Here is a 17,502-nt window from a genome sequence, read left to right on the forward strand (position 1 = left end):
CGGTTCAGCCGAAGGCAGGGCCGGGAAGACCGCATTGTGCGCCGATGGCCCGCCCGATCCAATGACGGCATGAACGAAACGACGTACTTCTATTCCCTGCTGGTGGCGGTGTTCGTGCTGGCCGGTGTGGTCAAGGGCGTGACCGGCATGGGCCTGCCTACGGTGGCGATGGGCCTGCTGGGCGGCGCGCTGTCACCGGTGGCGGCGGCATCGATGCTGTTCATCCCGACCTTCGTCACCAATGCGTGGCAGTTGTTGTCCGGCCCCTCACTGGGCCACATCATGCGGCGCCTGTGGCCGATGATGCTGGCGGTGGTGGTGGTGACGCTGGGTTCGGCCGCGTTGCTGGTACGGGTGGATCGCACCTGGTCGCGCATGGCCTTGGGAATGGCGCTGGTGATCTATGCCGCGTACGCGCTGTTTGCACCGGTGTTCCGGGTGCCAGAACGGCGCGAGCGCTGGCTGGGGCCGCTGGTGGGTGCACTGTCCGGCATGGTGACTGGTGCGACCGGCGTGTTCGTGATGCCGGCGGTGCCGTACCTGCAATCGCTGGGGCTGCAGCGCGAAGAGCTGGTGCAGGCGCTCGGGCTGGCGTTCACCGTATCGACGATTTCACTGACGACAGGTCTGGTGCTGCATGGCGCGTTCGGTATCCAGCAACTGGGCCTGAGCGCATTGGCGGTGGTGCCGGCACTGCTGGGCATGTGGCTGGGGCAGGTGATCCGGCAGCGGATCAGCGCACGCGTGTTCCGTGCGTGTTTCCTCGGGTTCCTGCTGCTGCTCGGGCTGGAGCTGGTGCTGCGGCCGTTGTTCTGAAGGAGGTCGCGGTCGACTCTACAGAGGCCCGAATCACAGGCAAGAAAAAACCCGCTTGCGCGGGTTGTTTTCTTTCTCGACATGGTGCCCAGAAGAGGACTCGAACCTCCACGAAGTTGCCCCCGCTAGCACCTGAAGCTAGTGCGTCTACCAATTCCGCCATCTGGGCGTCGAGGAGGAGAATTATGGGGTGTTGTTACGGGGGTGTCAACACCTTTTCTGGACCCAGGGTCGGATCCCGTTTCGCGTGCGGAACGGGCTCTGACCCTATCTCACTCGCCTGGGGTCAGAGCCCTTTCCTGTGGAAAGGGGGCCGACCCTGCCGCCGGATTTCAGGCAAAAAAAATCCCCGCCGAAGCGAGGAGTTTTTTCGTTGGTGCCCAGGAGAGGACTCGAACCTCCACGGTTTTACCCGCTAGTACCTGAAACTAGTGCGTCTACCAATTCCGCCACCTGGGCGTTCCAGAGGCGCAATTGTGAAGATGAATTGGCAGGCTGTCAACGACTTCCCTGAATCTTTTCACGCAGATTCTTCAAAAGGCACGCTGACCCGTTCTGCACGCCGTCAACGGCTACCATGTAGGGCGATGACTACCAAAAAACCAAGCAAGGGCGGGACCACGTCCCGCAGCCAGGCCCCTAAGAAGGGCGCCAAGGCGGGCGCAGCCCGCACCACCAAGCCGGGCAAGCCGCTGCCGGGCTGGCTCCCGGAATTGGCCGACGGTGGCGCTCCGCCACGTGGCCGCAGGATCCGTAGCGCTGATGCCCCGGGCCCGGCCCCTGGCCGCAAGCTGCCGCCGACCGGCAAAGTGATCGACGATCCTTATGCCGCCCGCGAAGCAGAGAAATACGAACAGCCCATCGCCAGCCGCGAGGCCATCCTGGCCCTGCTGGAACGTTGCGAAGGGCCGCAGACTGCCGAGGAGCTGGGTGCACGCCTGGGCCTGGGCGCGCCTGACCGTGCCGAGGCGCTGTCGCGCCGGCTCGGCGCCATGGTCCGTGACGGCCAGCTGGTGCAGAACCGCCGCGGCGGCTTCGCACCGATCCAGACCCTCAACCTGGTCACAGGCGTGGTGATCGCCAACCCGGAAGGGTTCGGCTTCCTGCGTCCGGTCGAGGGCGGCGACGACCTGTTCCTGCCGCCGTATGAAATGCGCAAGGTGATGCACGGCGACAAGGTGCTCGCCCGCGTTACCGGCATCGACCACCGTGGCCGACGCGAGGGCAGCATCGCCCGCGTGCTGGAACGTGGCATGACCCGTCTGATCGGTCGCTTCAGCATCGAGATGGGCATCAATTACGTGGTGCCCGATGACAAGCGCATCCAGCGCAACGTGCAGGTACCGCCGGATCAGACCGGTGGTGCGCGCGACGGCCAGCTGGTGGTCTGCGAACTGACCCAGGCGCCGGACAGCCGGCGTCCGCCGATCGGTCGCATCATCGCGGTGCTCGGCGACAAGCTGACCGCCTCGCTGGTGGTGGAGACCGCCATCCACGGCCATGAACTGCCGTTCGAGTTCCCGCAGGAGGTGTTGGACGAAGCCGCGTCGGTGCCGCTGGTGGTCGAGCCGGCGATGATCGGCGACCGCGTCGACCTGCGCAGCACGCCGCTGGTCACCATTGATGGCGAGGACGCCAAGGATTTCGACGACGCGGTGTACTGCGAGCCGAACGCCGATGGTTTCCGCTTGGTGGTGGCCATTGCCGATGTCTCCAACTACGTGCGTCCCGGCACGCCGCTGGACGAGGAGGCACAGAAGCGTGCGACCTCGGTGTACTTCCCGGGCTTCGTGGTGCCGATGCTGCCGGAGACCCTGTCCAACGGTATCTGCTCGCTGATGCCGAAGGTCGACCGCATGTGCTTCGTCTGCGACATGCAGATCGATCGCGATGGCGTGGTTTCCCACTCGCGCTTCTACGAAGCGGTGATGAATTCGCACGCACGCCTGACCTACACCCAGGTCTGGCAGGCGGTGGGCGAGGACGATGCTGGCGCGAAGGCGTTCATCGGCGACCTGCTGCCGCAGGTGCAGCGCCTGCACCAGCTGTACAAGGTGCTGGCCAAGGCACGCGCCAAGCGCGGCGCCATCGAGTTCGAGAGCAGCGAAGTACGCTTCGTTCTGGACAACCGTGGCGAAGTGACCCAGGCCGGGATGCTGGTGCGCAACGACGCACACAAGCTGATCGAGGAATGCATGATCGCGGCCAACGTGGAGGCAGCAAAGTACCTGCTGTCGCGCCATGTGCCGGCCCCGTACCGTGTGCATGAGAAGCCGCCGGAGACCAAGTACGCCGACCTGCTGGAGTTCCTGAAGGAATTCAAGCTGAGCCTGCCGCCGTGGTCGAAGGTGCGCCCGGGTGATTACACCAAGCTGCTGAAGAAGATCCGCGACCGCCCCGATGCAACGCTGCTGGAGTCTGTACTGCTGCGCAGCCAGAGCCTGGCCGTGTACAGCCCGGACAACAATGGTCATTTCGGCTTGGCACTGGAGGCGTACGCGCACTTCACCTCGCCGATCCGTCGCTATCCCGACCTGCTGGTGCATCGCGCGATCAAGCACGCGTTGTCCGGCAAGCCGCTGGACAAGTTCACCTACAACGCGCGCGAGATGGCGGCGTTGGCGCTGCAGTGTTCCGAGCGCGAGCGCCGTGCCGACGAGGCCGAACGCGAAGTCGACGAGCGCTACCGCGCGGCGTGGATGGAAAAGCACGTGGGTGGCCAGTTCGATGGCGTGATCAGCGGCGTGACCAGCTTCGGTCTGTTCGTTGAGCTGGCCGATTCGAAGGTGCAGGGCCTGGTCCACGTGACCCAGTTGCCGCAGGACTATTACAAGTTCGATGCGACCCGCAAGACGCTGACCGGTGAACGCCGTGGCAGCAGCTACCGATTGGGTGACCAGGTACGCATTCTGGTGCTGAAGGCCAGCATGGAAGAACGCAAGATCGACTTCCGCCTGGTCGAGCACAAGGGCGAGGAAGAGGGTGACGGCCTGCCGCCGCTGCCCGAGCGTGGCAAGCCGGCCAAACGCACCAAGAAGCAATATTGAAAGGTGTGCCGACCAACGGTCGGCACCCACCTCACCCGGTCGGCACCTATCTCACCCGGTAGGTGCCAACCTTGGTTGGCACGACGTTTCGGAGGAACGCACCATGCAGGGCCAACCCGAATACAGCGGCGGCTGCCAGTGCGGCGCGATCCGCTTCCAGGCGCGCGGTGAACTGACCGACAGTTCGATCTGCCATTGCCGGATGTGCCAGAAGGCGTTTGGTGCCTACTACGCGCCGCTGGTCTCGGTGCGCGGCGTGCAGTTCAGCTGGACCCGCGGACAGCCCCGCTATTTCCAGTCGTCCAACGTGGTGCGGCGTGGTTTCTGCGCCGACTGCGGTACCCCGTTGACCTATGAAGCCCCCGACGGCGTGGCCGTGGCCGCTGGTGCCTTTGACCAACCCGAACGCCTGCCGCCGACGATCCAGTACGGGGTGGAGCGCAAGCTGGGGTTCGTCGACAGCCTGTCCGGCCTGCCGGCGCGGCGCACCGAGGAGGACATCGCGGCCTTGGAGTTCCTGGCCACGATCGTGTCCCACCAGCACCCCGACCACGACACCCCGCACTGGCCGCCACGCAGCCGCTCCGCCGAAGGCTGAGCGGCGGGTAGCGCCGGGCCGTGCCCGGCGAGCAAAGGCGTGCGGACCAACAGTCCGCACCCACCCGGACCAACGGTCTGCACCCACCCGGACCAACGGTCTACACACACCGGGTAGCGCCGGGCCATGCCCGGCGAGCGCGCAGCGCGGTCGGCGCCGATGCTCTACCATAGCCACCCCCTTTCCGGTCCTGCCCGCATGAGCAAGAACAGCCAGTGGATCGTCGGCGTCAACGCCGTCGCCTCCTCCATCGAGAACGACGCCGAGAACGTCCGCGAAGTGCTGGTCGAGGCCGGTGCGAAGAACCCGCGCCTGACCGAGATCGAGGAAAACGCCCGCCGCAAGGGCATCGACGTGCGCAAGGTCAACAGCCAGGCGCTGGACGGCGTGGGCGGTTCAGTACGCCACCAGGGCGTGGCCGCACGCTATGCCGCGGCCCGGACCTACAGCGAGAACGAGCTGGAAGGCCTGGTCACGGCCGCCGAAGGCAAGGCCCTGCTGCTGGTGCTGGACGAGGTGCAGGACCCGCACAATCTCGGCGCCTGCCTGCGTTCGGCTGCCGCTGCCGGTGCCACCGCGGTGATCATTCCCAAGGACAAGTCGGCCTCGGTGAATGCCACCGTGCGCAAGACCTCGGCCGGTGCCGCCGATCTGATCCCGGTGGTGGCGGTGACCAACCTGTCGCGCTGCCTGAAGGATCTGCAGAAGCAGGGCGTGTGGATCTACGGCCTGGCCGGTGAAGCCACCGCCTCGCTGTACCAGCTGGACCTGAAGGGCAACATCGCCCTGGTGCTGGGCGGCGAAGCCGACGGCCTGCGCCGCCTGACCCGCGAGAACTGCGATGGCCTGGTCAAGATCCCGATGCCGGGCGAGATCGAGAGCCTGAACGTCTCCGTCGCCGCCGGCGTCAGCCTGTTCGAGGCCGTGCGCCAGCGCGGTTGATCGGCTTTCCGGTAGCGCCGGGCCATGCCCGGCGGATTGCTTCGCCGGGCATGGCCCGGCGCTACCAGCGATCCGATTCACGCATGGCGTGGATCGGCCGTGTCGACCAAGGTCGACACCTACCGGTAGTCGCCAACCTTGGTTGGCGCTCCCGCCGCCTCACCCCGCGCTGCCGCCCAGTGCCTTGAACAAGGTCACGTCGTTGTTCAGCTGGCCTTGGCGCACGCGCGCCAGCGACAGCTCGGCGTCGCGCCGGGTCTGCTGTGCTTCCAGCCAGGTGCGCAGATCGGTGGCACCCACGCGGTAGCGCACTTCCTGCGCGCGCTCCACTTCCACCGCTTCGTCGTACGAGGCCTGCGAGGCCGCGACCTGGCGGACCAGCTGCTCGCGTGCCGAGAGTGCGTTGTCCACTTCCGAAAGCGCGGTGTACAGCGTCTTGCGGAAATTGGTTGCAGCAATCTGGTACGCGGTGCCGGCGATGTCCGTATCCAGCTGCGCGCGCTGCAGGTTGAGGAACGGCAACGACAGGCCGGCGCCGAGCGTGGCCACCGGGTTGCGCAGCACATCGCCCAGCGAGGTTGCACTGGAACCGAGGCTGCCAGTGAGGCTCAGCGCAGGGTAGTACTGGGTGGCGGTGACCTTGATGGTCTTCAGGCTGTTGCGCAGCCGCAGTTCGGCCGCGCGCAGGTCGGGACGGCGGCCAAGCAGGTCGGTCGGAAGGCCCTCGGCGATGCTCGGGCTGCGAGCGCCGAGCAGGTCCTGGGGTTCGTCCTGCTGCGGCCACGGCGTGCCGTCCAGCAGGACCGTCAGCGCATTGCGCACTTCCACACGCTGCTGTTCCAGCGCGCTCTGCGAGGCGCGTTGCGACTGCAGGTTCTGCAGCGCCTGGCGCACTTCCAGGCGCGATACCGCACCGGCGTCGAAGCGTGCCTGCACCAGTTCGCGGGTGCGCTCCAGCCGCTCCAGGTTGGCCTGGCCGGTGGCGATCGACTGGTTGAGGTAGGCCAGCGTCCAGTACTGGGTGATGCTGTCGCCGATCACCAGCAGCGCGGTGTTCTGCCGGTCTTCCTCGCTGGCCTCGGCTTCCCAGCGGGCGATGTCGCGCTGGGTGCGCAGGCGGCCCCACAGGTCCACTTCCCAGCCCAGCGAGACGCCGGTGGAATAGCTGCGGCGCCAGTCGTCGGCCTGGTCGGTGGCGCGGCTGGCGCTGCCACTCACACCTGAAGACGAAGGCTGCGGCCACAACGCGTTGCTGGCCAGGCCAGCCTGCAGGCGTGAGCGCTGCACGGCCAGGCCGGCGGCGGCCAGATCGCTGTTGGCCGCCAGTGCCTGCGCCACCAGGCGGTCCAGTCGTTCATCGCCGAAACCGGTCCACCAGGTGTCCTGGCGGATGTCGCGCCCCGGAGTATCCAGGCTGCTGCGCGGATCGTCGGCGGGCGCATTGAGGGTGGAGTCGCCACGACCGTAAGTCGCCGCCACGTCGGGGGCCTGCACCGGATAGCGGCCCATGGATGCGCAGCCGGACAGGGCGAGCAGTACAGCGCCCGCCAGCAGCAGGCGCGAGGGGGCAGGGAAGGGCAGTCGGGTCATCATCTTCATTCGCGGGCCAGGGCCTCCACCGGGTCGAGCTGCGCGGCGTTGCGCGCGGGCAGGAAGCCGAACGCCACGCCGATCAGGGTCGAGCAGGCGAACGCGGCAACGATCGAGGCGGTGGAGAACAGCACCTGGAAGTCGCTGGCGAAGCGGCCGATCATCGAGCCCAGCAGCAGGGCCAGGCCGATGCCGAGCACGCCGCCGAGCAGGCACACCAGCACTGCTTCGATCAGGAACTGCTGGCGGATATCACTCTGCCGTGCACCGACGGCCATGCGCACGCCGATCTCGCGGGTACGCTCGGTCACCGACACCAGCATGATGTTCATCACGCCGATACCACCGACCAGCAGTGCGATGGCGGCGATGGCGCCGATCAGCAGGGTCATCGTGCGCGTGGTCTGCTCGATGGTCTGGCGGATCTCGGCGCTGTTGCTGAGGAAGAAGTCCTCGGTGCCATGGCGCATCGTCAACAGGCGGGTGATCGCTTCCTGCGCCGCATCCATCGGCGTGGCGTCGTCCACGCGCACGGTAATGCTGGACACGTGGCTCTGGCCGAGCATGCGCGACATCACCGTGGTGTAGGGCAGCCACACGCTCAGGCTGGTGCTGCCGCCGAACCCGAAGCTCTGGCGCTTGGCCACGCCGACCACGCGCGCCGGCACGTTGCCGAGCAGGATCACCTGGCCGATCGGGTCGGTATCGGGGAAGAACTGGGCCTGGGTGTTCTCGTCGATCACCGCGACCTGGCCGAGGCCCTTCACCGCGTCACTGTCGAAGAAGCTGCCGCTGAGCAGGGTCACGCCCTTGACCCGGAAGAACTGCTCGCCAACGCCGCTGACCTGGGCGGTGGAGGACTGGTTGCGGTAACGCGCGGTGACCGAGGTCGACACGCTGGGCGTGGAGCTGTCGACGTAGCTCTGCCGGGCCAGCGCATCGGCATCACTGGCTTTGAGCGTCTGCACGCGGGCCGAGCGCATGTCGCCGAAACCACGGCCGGGGTAGACATCGATGGTGTTGGTGCCGAGCGCGCTGATGTTCTGCAGGATCTGCTGCTGCGAGCCGTTGCCCAGCGCCACCACCGAGACCACCGAGGCGATACCGATGATGATGCCGAGCATGGTCAGGAAGGTGCGCAGCCGATGTGCATTCATCGCCAGCAACGCCATGCGGAATGCTTCGGTGAAGCGGTCGCGCGCGGCCCGCCAGCTGTTGCCGCGGGCGACGCCGGTGCTGGCCTCGCGCTGCGCGCGGTAGGTCGGTGCATTCGGATTGGCGCGGTCGGCGATGATCTCGCCGTCGCGGATCTCGATGATGCGCTGCGCGTGTTCGGCCACGCTCATGTCGTGGGTGACGATGATGATGGTGTGGCCTTCGGCGTGCAGCTCGCCGAGGATCGCCATCACTTCCTCGCCGGATTTCGTGTCGAGCGCGCCGGTCGGTTCGTCGGCCAGGATCACCTCGCCGCCGTTCATCAGGGCACGGGCGATCGACACGCGCTGCTGCTGGCCGCCGGACAGCTGGCCCGGCTTGTGGTGCATGCGGTCGCTCAGGCCCAGCCGCTGCAGCAGTTGTTCGGCACGCGCGTTGCGCACCGGGCCGGGGCTGCCGGCGTACACCGCCGGCACTTCCACGTTGCCGCGTGCATCGAGGTCGCCCAACAGGTGATAGCGCTGGAAGATGAAGCCGAAATGCTCGCGGCGCAGTTCGGCCAGCTCGTCCGGCGCCATCTTCCCGGTTTCGCGGCCGGCCACCTGGTAGCTGCCACGGGTGGGACGATCGAGGCAGCCGAGGATGTTCATCAGCGTCGACTTGCCTGAGCCGGACTGGCCGACGATGGCCACCATCTCACCGGCGTGGATGTCGAGGTTGACGTCACGCAGCACGGCGATCACATCGTCGCCGGCCGGGAATTCGCGTCGCAGGTCACGCAGGCGCAGCAGCGGCGCCGTCGTGCTCATCGGCGCCCCATGCCCGGGCCGCCGACCCGCATCTGCATGCCGCCGCGGTTGCCGCCGCCGGCGCTGGCACCGGCCTCACCGACCACCACGCGCTCGCCTTCCTCCAGCCCGGACAGGATCTCGGCAGAGGCACCGTTGTTGATGCCGACGGTGACCTTGCGCGGCTGCGGCTGGCCCTTGTCGTCCAGCACCCGCACCATGCGCTCGTCGCCGCGACGCTTCGGCCCCAGTGCCACTGCCGGCACCATCAGCACGCCCTTGGCCTGCTTGAGCAGTACCGAGACCTGCGCGGTCATGTCGATGCGCAGGGTGCCATCCGGGTTTTCCACGTCGAACAGCGCATTGTAGTAGACCGCGCTGCTGGAGCTGGAGCTTGAAGAACTGCTGGAGCTGGAGGAGCTCTCGTTGGCGATCGAGGCCGGCGCCGGATTGATCTGGCGCAGCGTGGCGTGGTACTTGCGATCCGGATCGCCCAGCGTGGTGAAGTACACCGGCATGCCGGCCTTGATCTTGACCACGTCGGCTTCGGAAATTTCGGCATTGACGGTGACCACGTCCAGCCGCGCCAGCATGACGATGGTCGGTGCGGTCTGGTTGGCGTTCACGGTGCGACCTTCCTCGGCCACCACCGCCACCACGGTGCCGTCCATCGGCGCGGTGATGCGGGTGTAGGCCAGGTTGGCGCGGGCGGTGCCCAGCTCGGTCTCGCGGCCCTTGATCTGTGCCTCGTAGGACTGCAGCTGGGCACGTGCGGTCTTCAGCTGTGCTTCGGCGGCATCGTATTCCTGGCGCGAGGTGGCCTCGGCGGCCAGCATCTGCTGCTGGCGCGCGAATTCCAGTTCGGCCTGGCGCAGGGTGGCCTGCTGCACGGCGCGCTGGGCGGTGACCTGGTCCAGCGAGGCCTGCGCATTGAGCACCTGGTTCTGCTGGGTGGTGGCGTCGATCTCGGCGATCAGGTCGCCTTCCTTCACGGTATCGCCCAGCTGCACCTTCAGCGATTTGATCTGGCCAGAGGCCTGCGCACCGACGCTGACCAGCTTGTAGGCGTCGATCACACCGGTGGCCTCCACCGTCTGCTCGATGTCACCACGGCTGACCGGCGTGGTCGCCACCGCCGGGGTGGCGGGCTTGCGCAGCAGCCACCAGGCGGCTGCGGCGACGATCAAGGCGAGCAGGGCGATCAGTATCAGGCGACCCCGGCGGGTCGCAGGCAGCAGGCGGAACGTCACGTCGTGGCTTCACTCTCGGGGCCGCGGTGGCGGCGTTGGTGGGCATTGTGAAGACCGGGCGATGGACGGCTCAATCCTCAGGGTATGTCTCTATGTAACACTGTCGGTGAATACGCGTAACCACAGGTATCCCGCCCATGGCTGGATACACTGGTACGCATTGCCCCGGATGCGGTTCAGCTGCCGACACGGGATGATCGCGACATGGAGACTGAAAACCCGATGCATCGACTGCTGATCGTCGACGACGACAACGACATCCGCACCCTGCTGGCCGAGCAGCTCGGCCGTGCCGGCTACCAGGTGAGCACGGCCGCCGATGGCACCGCCATGCGCCAGCTGCTGGACCGTGAGCATGTGGATCTGATCGTGCTCGACCTCAACCTGCCCCGCGAGGATGGCCTGACCCTGTGCCGCGACCTGCGCGCGCGCTCGAACACGCCGGTGATCATGCTGACCGCGCGTGCCGAGCCGATCGATCGCGTGCTGGGCCTGGAAATGGGCGCGGACGACTACCTGGCCAAGCCGTTCGAACCGCGCGAGCTGCTGGCGCGCATCCGCAACGTACTGCGCCGGACCGAGGCGCTGCCGGCCAACCTGGAGCCGCTGGCGGTGCGCCGCGCGCGCTTCTCGCGCTGGGTGTTCGACCTGGAGCATCGCCACCTGGTGGACCCGGATGACCGCGTGGTGGTGTTGTCCGGTGCCGAATTCCGCCTGCTGCGGGTGTTCATCGCACACGCCAACAAGGTGCTGTCGCGCGAGCAGCTGGTCGCGCTCAGCAGTGGCCGCAACTACGAGGCGCAGGACCGTGCGATCGACCTGCAGGTAAGCCGCTTGCGCAACAAGCTCGGTGATGACGGCGGCCCGGATGGGCTGATCAAGACCGTGCGCAACGAAGGCTACGTGCTTGCCTCGGCCGTCAATCTGGAATAAGCCGCGATGAAGCGCCTGCGCCACTTCATGTCCTCGATGGTCGGGCGCTTGTTCGTGATCCTGCTGCTGGGCATGAGCGTGGCCGCGATCGGCGCGACCATGCTGGCCACCTCCAAGCGCCAGCAGGAATTCGAGCGGCAGAACCTGAACCGCATCGCCGATCGCCTGCAGGGCTACGTCAACCTGCTCGATGGCAACCCCGAACTGCGCGAGCGCCTGCTCGAGATTGGTGGGCCGAGCGTGCGTGCGCTGCAACCGGGTGCACGCCTGGGGCGGGCCGATACCGCGTTGATGGAGGTGCTGGATGACCGGCCGGGTCCGGTGTCGCGTGCACATGTGCACTTCGCCTCGTTCCGTTCCTGCATTCCCAAGCTGCAGGACCTGCTGCCGCCGCCGCCGCCCGGGCACCGCAGGCATCCGCGTGAGCGTGATCCGGCGTTCATCCCGCCCAAGTGCCGCGCGGTGGACGTGACCCTCAACGATGGCACGCTGCTGAAACTGGCGCTGGATTCGCCGGCCGTGGCGCACAACGGCATCCTCGCCGTCGACCCGTGGTTCCTGACCCTGCTGGTGCTGGCGATCGCCATATTGGCGTACATCGTCGCGCGCATGGCCAGCGCACCGCTGCAGGAGCTGGCTGCAGCGGCGGAAGATCTCGGCGATGACCTGCAGCGCGATCCGCTGCCGCTGCGCGGCCCGCGTGAAGTGCAGCGCGCTGCCGAGGCCTTCAATGCCATGCAGCACCGCCTGCAGCGGCACCTGGCCGAACGCACGCAGATGCTGGCGGCGATCACCCATGACCTGCAGACGCCTCTGACCCGGCTGCGCCTGCGCTTGGAGAACGTCAGTGACGAGACCCTGCGCGAACGCCTGATTGGTGACCTGGCGGCGATGCAGGCGCTGGTGCGCGAAGGCCTGGAGCTGGCCCGCAGCGCTGAGAGTGCCGAGCAGCGCGCCGCGCTGGACCTGGATTCGCTGCTGGAAAGCATCGTCGAAGACACGGCCGAGGGCGGTGGCGATGTGGTCTTCGAAGGCGGCAGCGGGGCGGTGCTGATGCTGCGTCCGCTGGCCATGCACCGCTTGTTCTCCAACCTGGTGGACAACGCGGTGATGTACGCCTACCGGGTGCGGGTACGGGTCGAGCGCAGTGGTGGCGCAATCACCGTGGTGGTGGCCGATGATGGCCCCGGCCTGGCCGAAGATCAGCTGGAGGCGGTATTCGACCCCTTCGTGCGGGTGGAGACCTCGCGTTCGCGCGAGACCGGCGGTGCCGGGCTGGGCCTGACCATCGCCCGCGCCCTGGCCGAAAAGGATGGTGCTCGCCTGTGGCTGCGCAACCGCGCCGAAGGTGGGCTGGAAGCGGTGGTGCAGTGGCCGGCCAGCGCGCAGGTGACGCCACCGGGGCGCGGCGGCTGAGTATCGCCGTCCCCGTGCGGTGACGCCGGGGGCGGGGTTTCGCCTATCATCTGCGTACTTCCCCAGTTCCTCTTCGATGAGCCAGCCCGTACCCGCCGGCATGCCGTTCCACGCTGCCCGGCCGTTCCCGCACGCTGCCAGGCCTGGCAGCCGCACCCGGCCACCGCCGCTGCGCTGATGGGCGGACAGGGGGACAACGGGCGCTGGGTGGAGCGCTGTGGCACGGGATTCGGTCGGGCGTTGCGGCAGGGCCTGCTGTGGCTGCTGCTGATGCTGTCCCTGCCGGCCGTGGCGCAGGAGGGCGCACCGCCGCTGCGCGACTACGCCATCGATGTATGGACCTCGCGCAACGGCCTGCCGCACAACTCGCTGCGCGACATCGCGCAGACCCCCGAAGGCCACCTGTGGTTTGCCACCTGGGAAGGCCTGGTGCGTTACAACGGCCTGGATTTCACCGTGTTCGACCGCAGTACCCGACCGGGACTGCGCGACAACGGCATCGGCGCGCTGCTGGTCGACCGCCAGGGCGGATTGTGGATCAGTGATTCACGCGGCAACGTCAGCCATCGCGGCAACGACGGCCAGTGGCGGGTCTGGGAGCATCAGGCCGGTACCCCGCAGGTGCTGATCCAGTCCATGCAGATGGACAGCCAGGGGCGGCTGTGGCTGCTGTACGAGGGCAAGGGCATCGGCTACCTGGTCGCGGACAAGGGCATCGTCTACCAGGCGCCGGCGGCTGACCTGCCGTTGGCGATGAGCTTCACCAAGCTGGTGGTCGATGCACAGGACCGGGTCTGGATCGGCACGCTCGACGGGCTGGTGCTGCGCGACAACGATGGCGTGCTCAAGCGTGCACCGGCGGCCTGGGGACTGGGCGCCGGCAGTGGCCTGTCATGGCCGTACCGGGCGCCGGATGGCGCGTTGTGGATCGTCGCCGGCGAGCGCCTGTACCGCGTGGAGGACGATCAACTGGTGCTGGTGCATCGCCTGCCGGGTCAGTTGCATCTGACCTCGATGCTGCAGGACCGCCATGGCGACCTGTGGCTGGGCACCGAGAACCAGGGGCTGCTGCGCATCTCCTCACATGGCCTGGAGCGGTTGCCGGCCGGCCTGAACCTGCCGGGCGGACGCGTGGTCAGCCTGCGCGAGGATGCCGAGGGCAGCATCTGGGTCGGTGCCAACGGCGGCTTGTACCGCTTGCGCGAAACGCTGTTCAGCAGCTACACCGAGCGCGATGGGCTCAGTGGCGACTACGTGCGCACTGTGTTCGAGGATCGCGACCGCCAGCTGTGGGTGGGCAGTGCCAGCGGCCTGGACCTGCAGGCGGCGGACGGTCGCTTCCGCGCGGTGCCGCTGCACAACCGCGGTGGCAAGGCACCGTCGGTATTGAGCCTGGCGCAGGGCCCGGACGGCGATCTGTGGGTCGGTACCTTCGGCGATGGCGTTTACCGGCTGGGCCGCGATGGTCGCCTGCGCCACACCTATGCAGCGGCCGACGGCATGCCTGGCGGCAACATCCGTGCGATCAGTGTCGACCCGCAGGGCGTGGTCTGGGCCGGCACGCAGAAGGGGGTGGTACGCATCGACGGCGACCGTGTGCAGGTATCGAGCGTGCCGGGCATGCCCAGCGGCCTGATCACCGCGCTCGAGCATGACCACCAGAGCAATCTGTGGATCGGCACCATCGAAGGCATCCGCGTGCTGCGCGGCAACCGCGTGCAGTCGATCGACCTGGCACCGTTGGGGGGAGGCCGCAGCGTGTTCGGTTTCCACCAGCTGGGCGATGCGATGTGGATCAGCAGCGACCGCGGCCTGTACCGCTGGCAGCACGGAACGCTGGCGCGGGTCGGGCTGGAGCAGGGCATGCCGGTGGACGCGGTGTTCCAGCTGGTGCCGGACCGCCTGGGCAACGTCTGGATCAGCAGCAACCGCGGCGTGCTGCGCACCGACATGGCCACGCTCAATGCGGTTGCCGACGGGCGCGCGCCGCGGGTGGTGGTGGAGCGCTACAACGAGATTGATGGCATGGCCAACGCGCAGGCCAACGGCAGCTCCAGCCCCTCGGCGATCCTGCGCCAGGACGGCACGTTCTGGGTGGTCACCGCTGGTGGCCTGAGTACGGTGGATCCGCAGCGCCTGCAGCGTTTCCGCGAACGCCCCTCGCCACCGGCAGCGATCGAAAGCGTGCAGGTGGATGGCGCGCCGGTGCACTGGGAAGGCCCCGAGCGAAATTACATCCCCGGTGGCCGCCGGCTGGCGGTGAGCTATGTCGGCCTGAGCTACCTGATGTCTGACCGGATCCGCTACCGCACCCGGCTGGACGGACTGGATGCCGGCTGGGTCGAGCGTGGCCCACAGCGCAGTGTCGAATTCGTTGGCCTGCCGCCGGGTGATTACACCCTGCACGTGGCGGCGGCGCATCCAGGCGGCAGCTGGGCGCAGCAGGAAGCGGTGTGGAGCTTCACCGTGGAGCCGTTCTGGTGGCAGCGACGCAGCGTGCAGGCGCTGGGAGGCCTGTTGCTGCTGGCCGCGCTGGTGGCGCTGTACCGGTTGCTGTTGCAGCAGCTGAAGGCCAGCAACCTGCGCCTGGCGCGGCGTGTGGACGAGGCCACTTTCGACCTGCAGGCCAAGACCGTGCACCTGCAGGCGCTGAACCAGGAAAAGACCGAGCTGGCCGAACGGTTGGCGCGGCAGGCCGAGGCCTTCGAGCGCCAGGCGCGCGAAGACGCACTGACCGGCCTGGCCAACCGCCGTGCCTTCGATGAAACCCTGGCGCGCGACTTTGCCCGTTCGCAGCGCAGTGGCCATCCGCTGTGCCTGGTGGTGCTCGACATCGACCACTTCAAGGACGTCAACGACCGCCACAGCCACAGCATCGGCGATGCGGTGCTGGTGCAGGTGGCAACGGTGATCGCCGCCGCCTGTCGTGACTCGGACCTGCCGGCGCGTACCGGCGGCGAAGAATTCGCGCTGCTGCTCAACGACACACGCCTGGAAGAAGCCGCGCAGCTGTGCGCACGCCTGCGCGGCCTGTTCCACGACCACCCGGATTGGGCCGGCGTGGACGGCCTGCGCGTGACCTTCAGCGCAGGCCTGGTGGAGCTGGATGCCGACGACCGTACCCCGGCGCTGCTGTACCAGCGTGCCGACCGTGCGCTCTACCGCGCCAAGAGCGACGGCCGCGATCGTACGAGTATTGGGTGATCGCATCCACGCATGGCGTGGATCTACGGGTGTTGCCGTACCAACCGGCGGTGCCGACCAACGGTCGGCACCCACCAGAGAAGTGACCCACTACAGAGGTGATCGGCAGCCCCAACGAGCGCAGCGACCCGCTGTTGCTCCTGCTTTTCTGATCTTTCCGTGGCGCCCAGCAACGTGTCCGTGGCCGGACGGGTGGGTTGCGCAGGGGCGTGAGCCGCATGGATGCGGCGACCGAGCTTACAGGGGTGAGGGCGCTTTGCTTGCGAAGCACTGCTTCGCGAGCGACCGAACGCACAGTCGCCAGCGGCTGGGCTGGGCCCCGGAGGGGGACTTGCAGCGTCCCCTGCGCAGTCCACCCGTCCGGCCCAACTGATGATTCGCTTCACGCCACGAGGGGCTCCGCCGTTGGCCGCTTCACCGCGGCCAGGCGTTGGCAATCGTGCAGAACAGCCGCGCGGTCTGCTCGGTGTCGTACACCGCGCTGTGCGCCTCGTTCGCATCCCAGCCCAACCCGGCGGCATTGGCCGCACGTGCCAGCACTGTCTGCCCGTAGGCGATACCGGCCAGGGTCACCGTATCGAACACGCTGAAGGGATGGAACGGATTGCGCTTGTGGCCGGTGCGCGCCACGGCGGCATTGACGAAGCCGAGGTCGAAATGCGCGTTGTGGCCGACCAGGATCGCGCGCTGGCAGCCGTACTTCTTCATCGCTGCCCGCACCGGGGTGAAGATGTGGTCCAGTGCCGCCTTCTCTTCCTTGGCCAGCCGGAACGGGTGGTCGAGGATGATGCCGGTCACTTCCAGTGATTTCGGGTCGATCTCCAGGCCCTCGGCCGGCACCACGTGGGCGCTGGCGGTCTGGCCGGGGTAGAGCAGGCCGTTCTCGTCCATCTCGATCGGCACCGCGGCGATTTCCAGCAGCGCGTTGCGCTGGCTGTCGAAGCCGCCGGTTTCCACGTCCACCACCACCGGCAGGAAGCCGCGGAAGCGTTGCGACATCGCGCGCTGCGCCTGGGGAACTGCGGAATCGGGAGCGGCGGCAGGTGCGGGGGTGGGGTCAGTCATGCGTGAATTCTAGCAGAGCGACCCTGAGCGCCCGGCCAGCCTTCGGAGCATGGGTGGAGCGTGTCGACCAAGGTCGACACCTACCGGGGCACCGCGCGCTCAGGATTCCGGTAGGTGCCAACCTTGGTTGGCACACGGTGCGCCGACCAGGGTTGGCGATTACCGGACTGCTGGCCGCGCAGGCGTGGCCGAGGGAGACCACCGCGCCAACCATGCATCCACGCTCAGCCTGCCGGCACCGGTGAAGATCAGCGGCAGCAGCATGGCCATGAACAGCACCGGCAGCTTGAAGTTGCCGAAGCCCTGGTCGCTGATCGCATAGCCCATGGCGAGGTCGGCCAGCGAGTTCCATTCCATTGGCCAGTGCACCGCATAGGTGGCCACCACGGTCAGTACCAGCAGGCTGGCGGCAGCAAATCGGGTACCGAACCCGAACAGCAGGCAGGCGGCGCCGATCAGCTCGAACCAGGTCGCAAGCTGCCAGTTCAGCGCGGCCGGCAGCTGGTCGAACGGGAACGGGAAAGCGTCCTGCAGGTCGGCGAACCAGTTCTGGCCGCGCAGTTTCTCGCGGCCGGATTCGAAGTATTCCCAGGCCAGCAGCAGGCGCAGGCCGAGCGGGGCCAACCAGGGGGCGAGACGGTCCAGCTGGCCACGCGTGGCGGCCAGGGTCGGAAGGTTCATCGGTGGTTCTCCGTGGG

Annotated in this window: 12 protein-coding genes and 2 tRNA genes; 7 read left to right on the top strand and 7 right to left on the bottom strand. The window is 67.6% G+C overall.

What is annotated here, in order from left to right; genetic code table 11:
• Window positions 1–69 precede the first annotated feature (69 nt).
• Window positions 70–816 (top strand): sulfite exporter TauE/SafE family protein, encoded by a 747-nt coding sequence (locus SMAL_RS06625; RefSeq protein WP_012510535.1) that lies wholly within the window; start codon window positions 70–72, stop codon window positions 814–816.
• A gap of 82 nt (window positions 817–898) precedes the next feature.
• Here the strand turns inward: SMAL_RS06625 and SMAL_RS06630 are convergent.
• Window positions 899–985, bottom strand: a tRNA-Leu gene (locus SMAL_RS06630).
• A 205-nt stretch (window positions 986–1,190) separates the two neighbouring features.
• Window positions 1,191–1,275 (bottom strand) — tRNA-Leu (locus SMAL_RS06635).
• Between the two features lie 128 nt (window positions 1,276–1,403).
• On the opposite strand from SMAL_RS06635, the gene rnr reads away from it, so the two are divergent.
• The 3 genes from rnr (at window position 1,404) to rlmB (ending at window position 5,403) form a co-directional block, all read left to right on the top strand.
• Entirely contained in the window at window positions 1,404–3,863 is a 2,460-nt protein-coding gene (gene rnr, locus SMAL_RS06640; protein ID WP_012510536.1) for a ribonuclease R, read from the top strand.
• Window positions 3,864–3,966: 103 nt separating this feature from the next.
• Complete coding sequence (locus tag SMAL_RS06645) at window positions 3,967–4,461, top strand: GFA family protein (protein WP_012510537.1); 495 nt, start codon at window positions 3,967–3,969, stop codon at window positions 4,459–4,461.
• A 198-nt stretch (window positions 4,462–4,659) separates the two neighbouring features.
• A complete protein-coding gene (gene rlmB / locus SMAL_RS06650; RefSeq protein ID WP_012510538.1) occupies window positions 4,660–5,403 on the top strand; it encodes a 23S rRNA (guanosine(2251)-2'-O)-methyltransferase RlmB in 744 nt (247 codons plus the stop codon).
• Between the two features lie 159 nt (window positions 5,404–5,562).
• On the opposite strand, the gene SMAL_RS06655 is transcribed toward rlmB, so the two are convergent.
• From SMAL_RS06655 to SMAL_RS06665, 3 genes are read right to left on the bottom strand one after another with little or no spacing between them, the layout of a single operon-like run.
• Window positions 5,563–7,002 carry an efflux transporter outer membrane subunit gene (locus tag SMAL_RS06655; protein ID WP_012510539.1) on the bottom strand — a complete coding sequence of 480 codons (1,440 nt, stop codon included), beginning with the start codon at window positions 7,000–7,002 and terminating at the stop codon, window positions 5,563–5,565.
• Window positions 6,999–8,957: a MacB family efflux pump subunit gene (locus tag SMAL_RS06660; protein WP_012510540.1), complete on the bottom strand. Its 1,959-nt coding sequence runs from the start codon at window positions 8,955–8,957 to the stop codon at window positions 6,999–7,001. The genes SMAL_RS06655 and SMAL_RS06660 overlap by 4 nt, the downstream gene beginning before the upstream one ends.
• Window positions 8,954–10,186, bottom strand: a complete 1,233-nt coding sequence (locus tag SMAL_RS06665; protein ID WP_012510541.1) for an efflux RND transporter periplasmic adaptor subunit — start codon at window positions 10,184–10,186, stop codon at window positions 8,954–8,956. The genes SMAL_RS06660 and SMAL_RS06665 overlap by 4 nt, the downstream gene beginning before the upstream one ends.
• A gap of 204 nt (window positions 10,187–10,390) precedes the next feature.
• Between SMAL_RS06665 and SMAL_RS06670 the strand changes: the two genes are divergently transcribed.
• From SMAL_RS06670 to SMAL_RS06680, 3 genes are all read left to right on the top strand, one after another.
• Window positions 10,391–11,119 (top strand): response regulator, encoded by a 729-nt coding sequence (locus tag SMAL_RS06670; RefSeq protein WP_004151313.1) that lies wholly within the window; start codon window positions 10,391–10,393, stop codon window positions 11,117–11,119.
• Window positions 11,120–11,125: 6 nt separating this feature from the next.
• Window positions 11,126–12,535 (top strand): ATP-binding protein, encoded by a 1,410-nt coding sequence (locus SMAL_RS06675; RefSeq protein WP_012510542.1) that lies wholly within the window; start codon window positions 11,126–11,128, stop codon window positions 12,533–12,535.
• A 177-nt stretch (window positions 12,536–12,712) separates the two neighbouring features.
• Complete coding sequence (locus tag SMAL_RS06680; protein WP_012510543.1) at window positions 12,713–15,739, top strand: ligand-binding sensor domain-containing diguanylate cyclase; 3,027 nt, start codon at window positions 12,713–12,715, stop codon at window positions 15,737–15,739.
• Window positions 15,740–16,153: 414 nt separating this feature from the next.
• On the opposite strand, the gene rnt is transcribed toward SMAL_RS06680, so the two are convergent.
• Together rnt and SMAL_RS06690 are read right to left on the bottom strand one after the other, a co-directional pair.
• Window positions 16,154–16,804, bottom strand: a complete 651-nt coding sequence (gene rnt, locus SMAL_RS06685) for a ribonuclease T (RefSeq protein ID WP_004151343.1) — start codon at window positions 16,802–16,804, stop codon at window positions 16,154–16,156.
• Window positions 16,805–16,963: 159 nt separating this feature from the next.
• Window positions 16,964–17,485 carry an HvfX family Cu-binding RiPP maturation protein gene (locus tag SMAL_RS06690; protein ID WP_012510545.1) on the bottom strand — a complete coding sequence of 174 codons (522 nt, stop codon included), beginning with the start codon at window positions 17,483–17,485 and terminating at the stop codon, window positions 16,964–16,966.
• Window positions 17,486–17,502 lie beyond the last annotated feature (17 nt).

Source organism: Stenotrophomonas maltophilia R551-3, assembly GCF_000020665.1.
In the GTDB taxonomy this organism is placed as follows: Bacteria; Pseudomonadota; Gammaproteobacteria; order Xanthomonadales; family Xanthomonadaceae; genus Stenotrophomonas; species Stenotrophomonas maltophilia_L.

Coding starts and splice junctions, on each gene's coding strand:
- SMAL_RS06670 (WP_004151313.1), top strand. CDS start 10,391: ATGGAGACTGAAAACCCGATGCATCGACTGCTGATCGTCGACGACGAC.
- SMAL_RS06675 (WP_012510542.1), top strand. CDS start 11,126: ATGAAGCGCCTGCGCCACTTCATGTCCTCGATGGTCGGGCGCTTGTTC.
- SMAL_RS06680 (WP_012510543.1), top strand. CDS start 12,713: ATGGGCGGACAGGGGGACAACGGGCGCTGGGTGGAGCGCTGTGGCACG.
- SMAL_RS06625 (WP_012510535.1), top strand. CDS start 70: ATGAACGAAACGACGTACTTCTATTCCCTGCTGGTGGCGGTGTTCGTG.
- SMAL_RS06655 (WP_012510539.1), bottom strand. CDS start 7,002: ATGAAGATGATGACCCGACTGCCCTTCCCTGCCCCCTCGCGCCTGCTG.
- SMAL_RS06645 (WP_012510537.1), top strand. CDS start 3,967: ATGCAGGGCCAACCCGAATACAGCGGCGGCTGCCAGTGCGGCGCGATC.
- rnt (WP_004151343.1), bottom strand. CDS start 16,804: ATGACTGACCCCACCCCCGCACCTGCCGCCGCTCCCGATTCCGCAGTT.
- SMAL_RS06690 (WP_012510545.1), bottom strand. CDS start 17,485: ATGAACCTTCCGACCCTGGCCGCCACGCGTGGCCAGCTGGACCGTCTC.
- rlmB (WP_012510538.1), top strand. CDS start 4,660: ATGAGCAAGAACAGCCAGTGGATCGTCGGCGTCAACGCCGTCGCCTCC.
- SMAL_RS06660 (WP_012510540.1), bottom strand. CDS start 8,957: ATGAGCACGACGGCGCCGCTGCTGCGCCTGCGTGACCTGCGACGCGAA.
- rnr (WP_012510536.1), top strand. CDS start 1,404: ATGACTACCAAAAAACCAAGCAAGGGCGGGACCACGTCCCGCAGCCAG.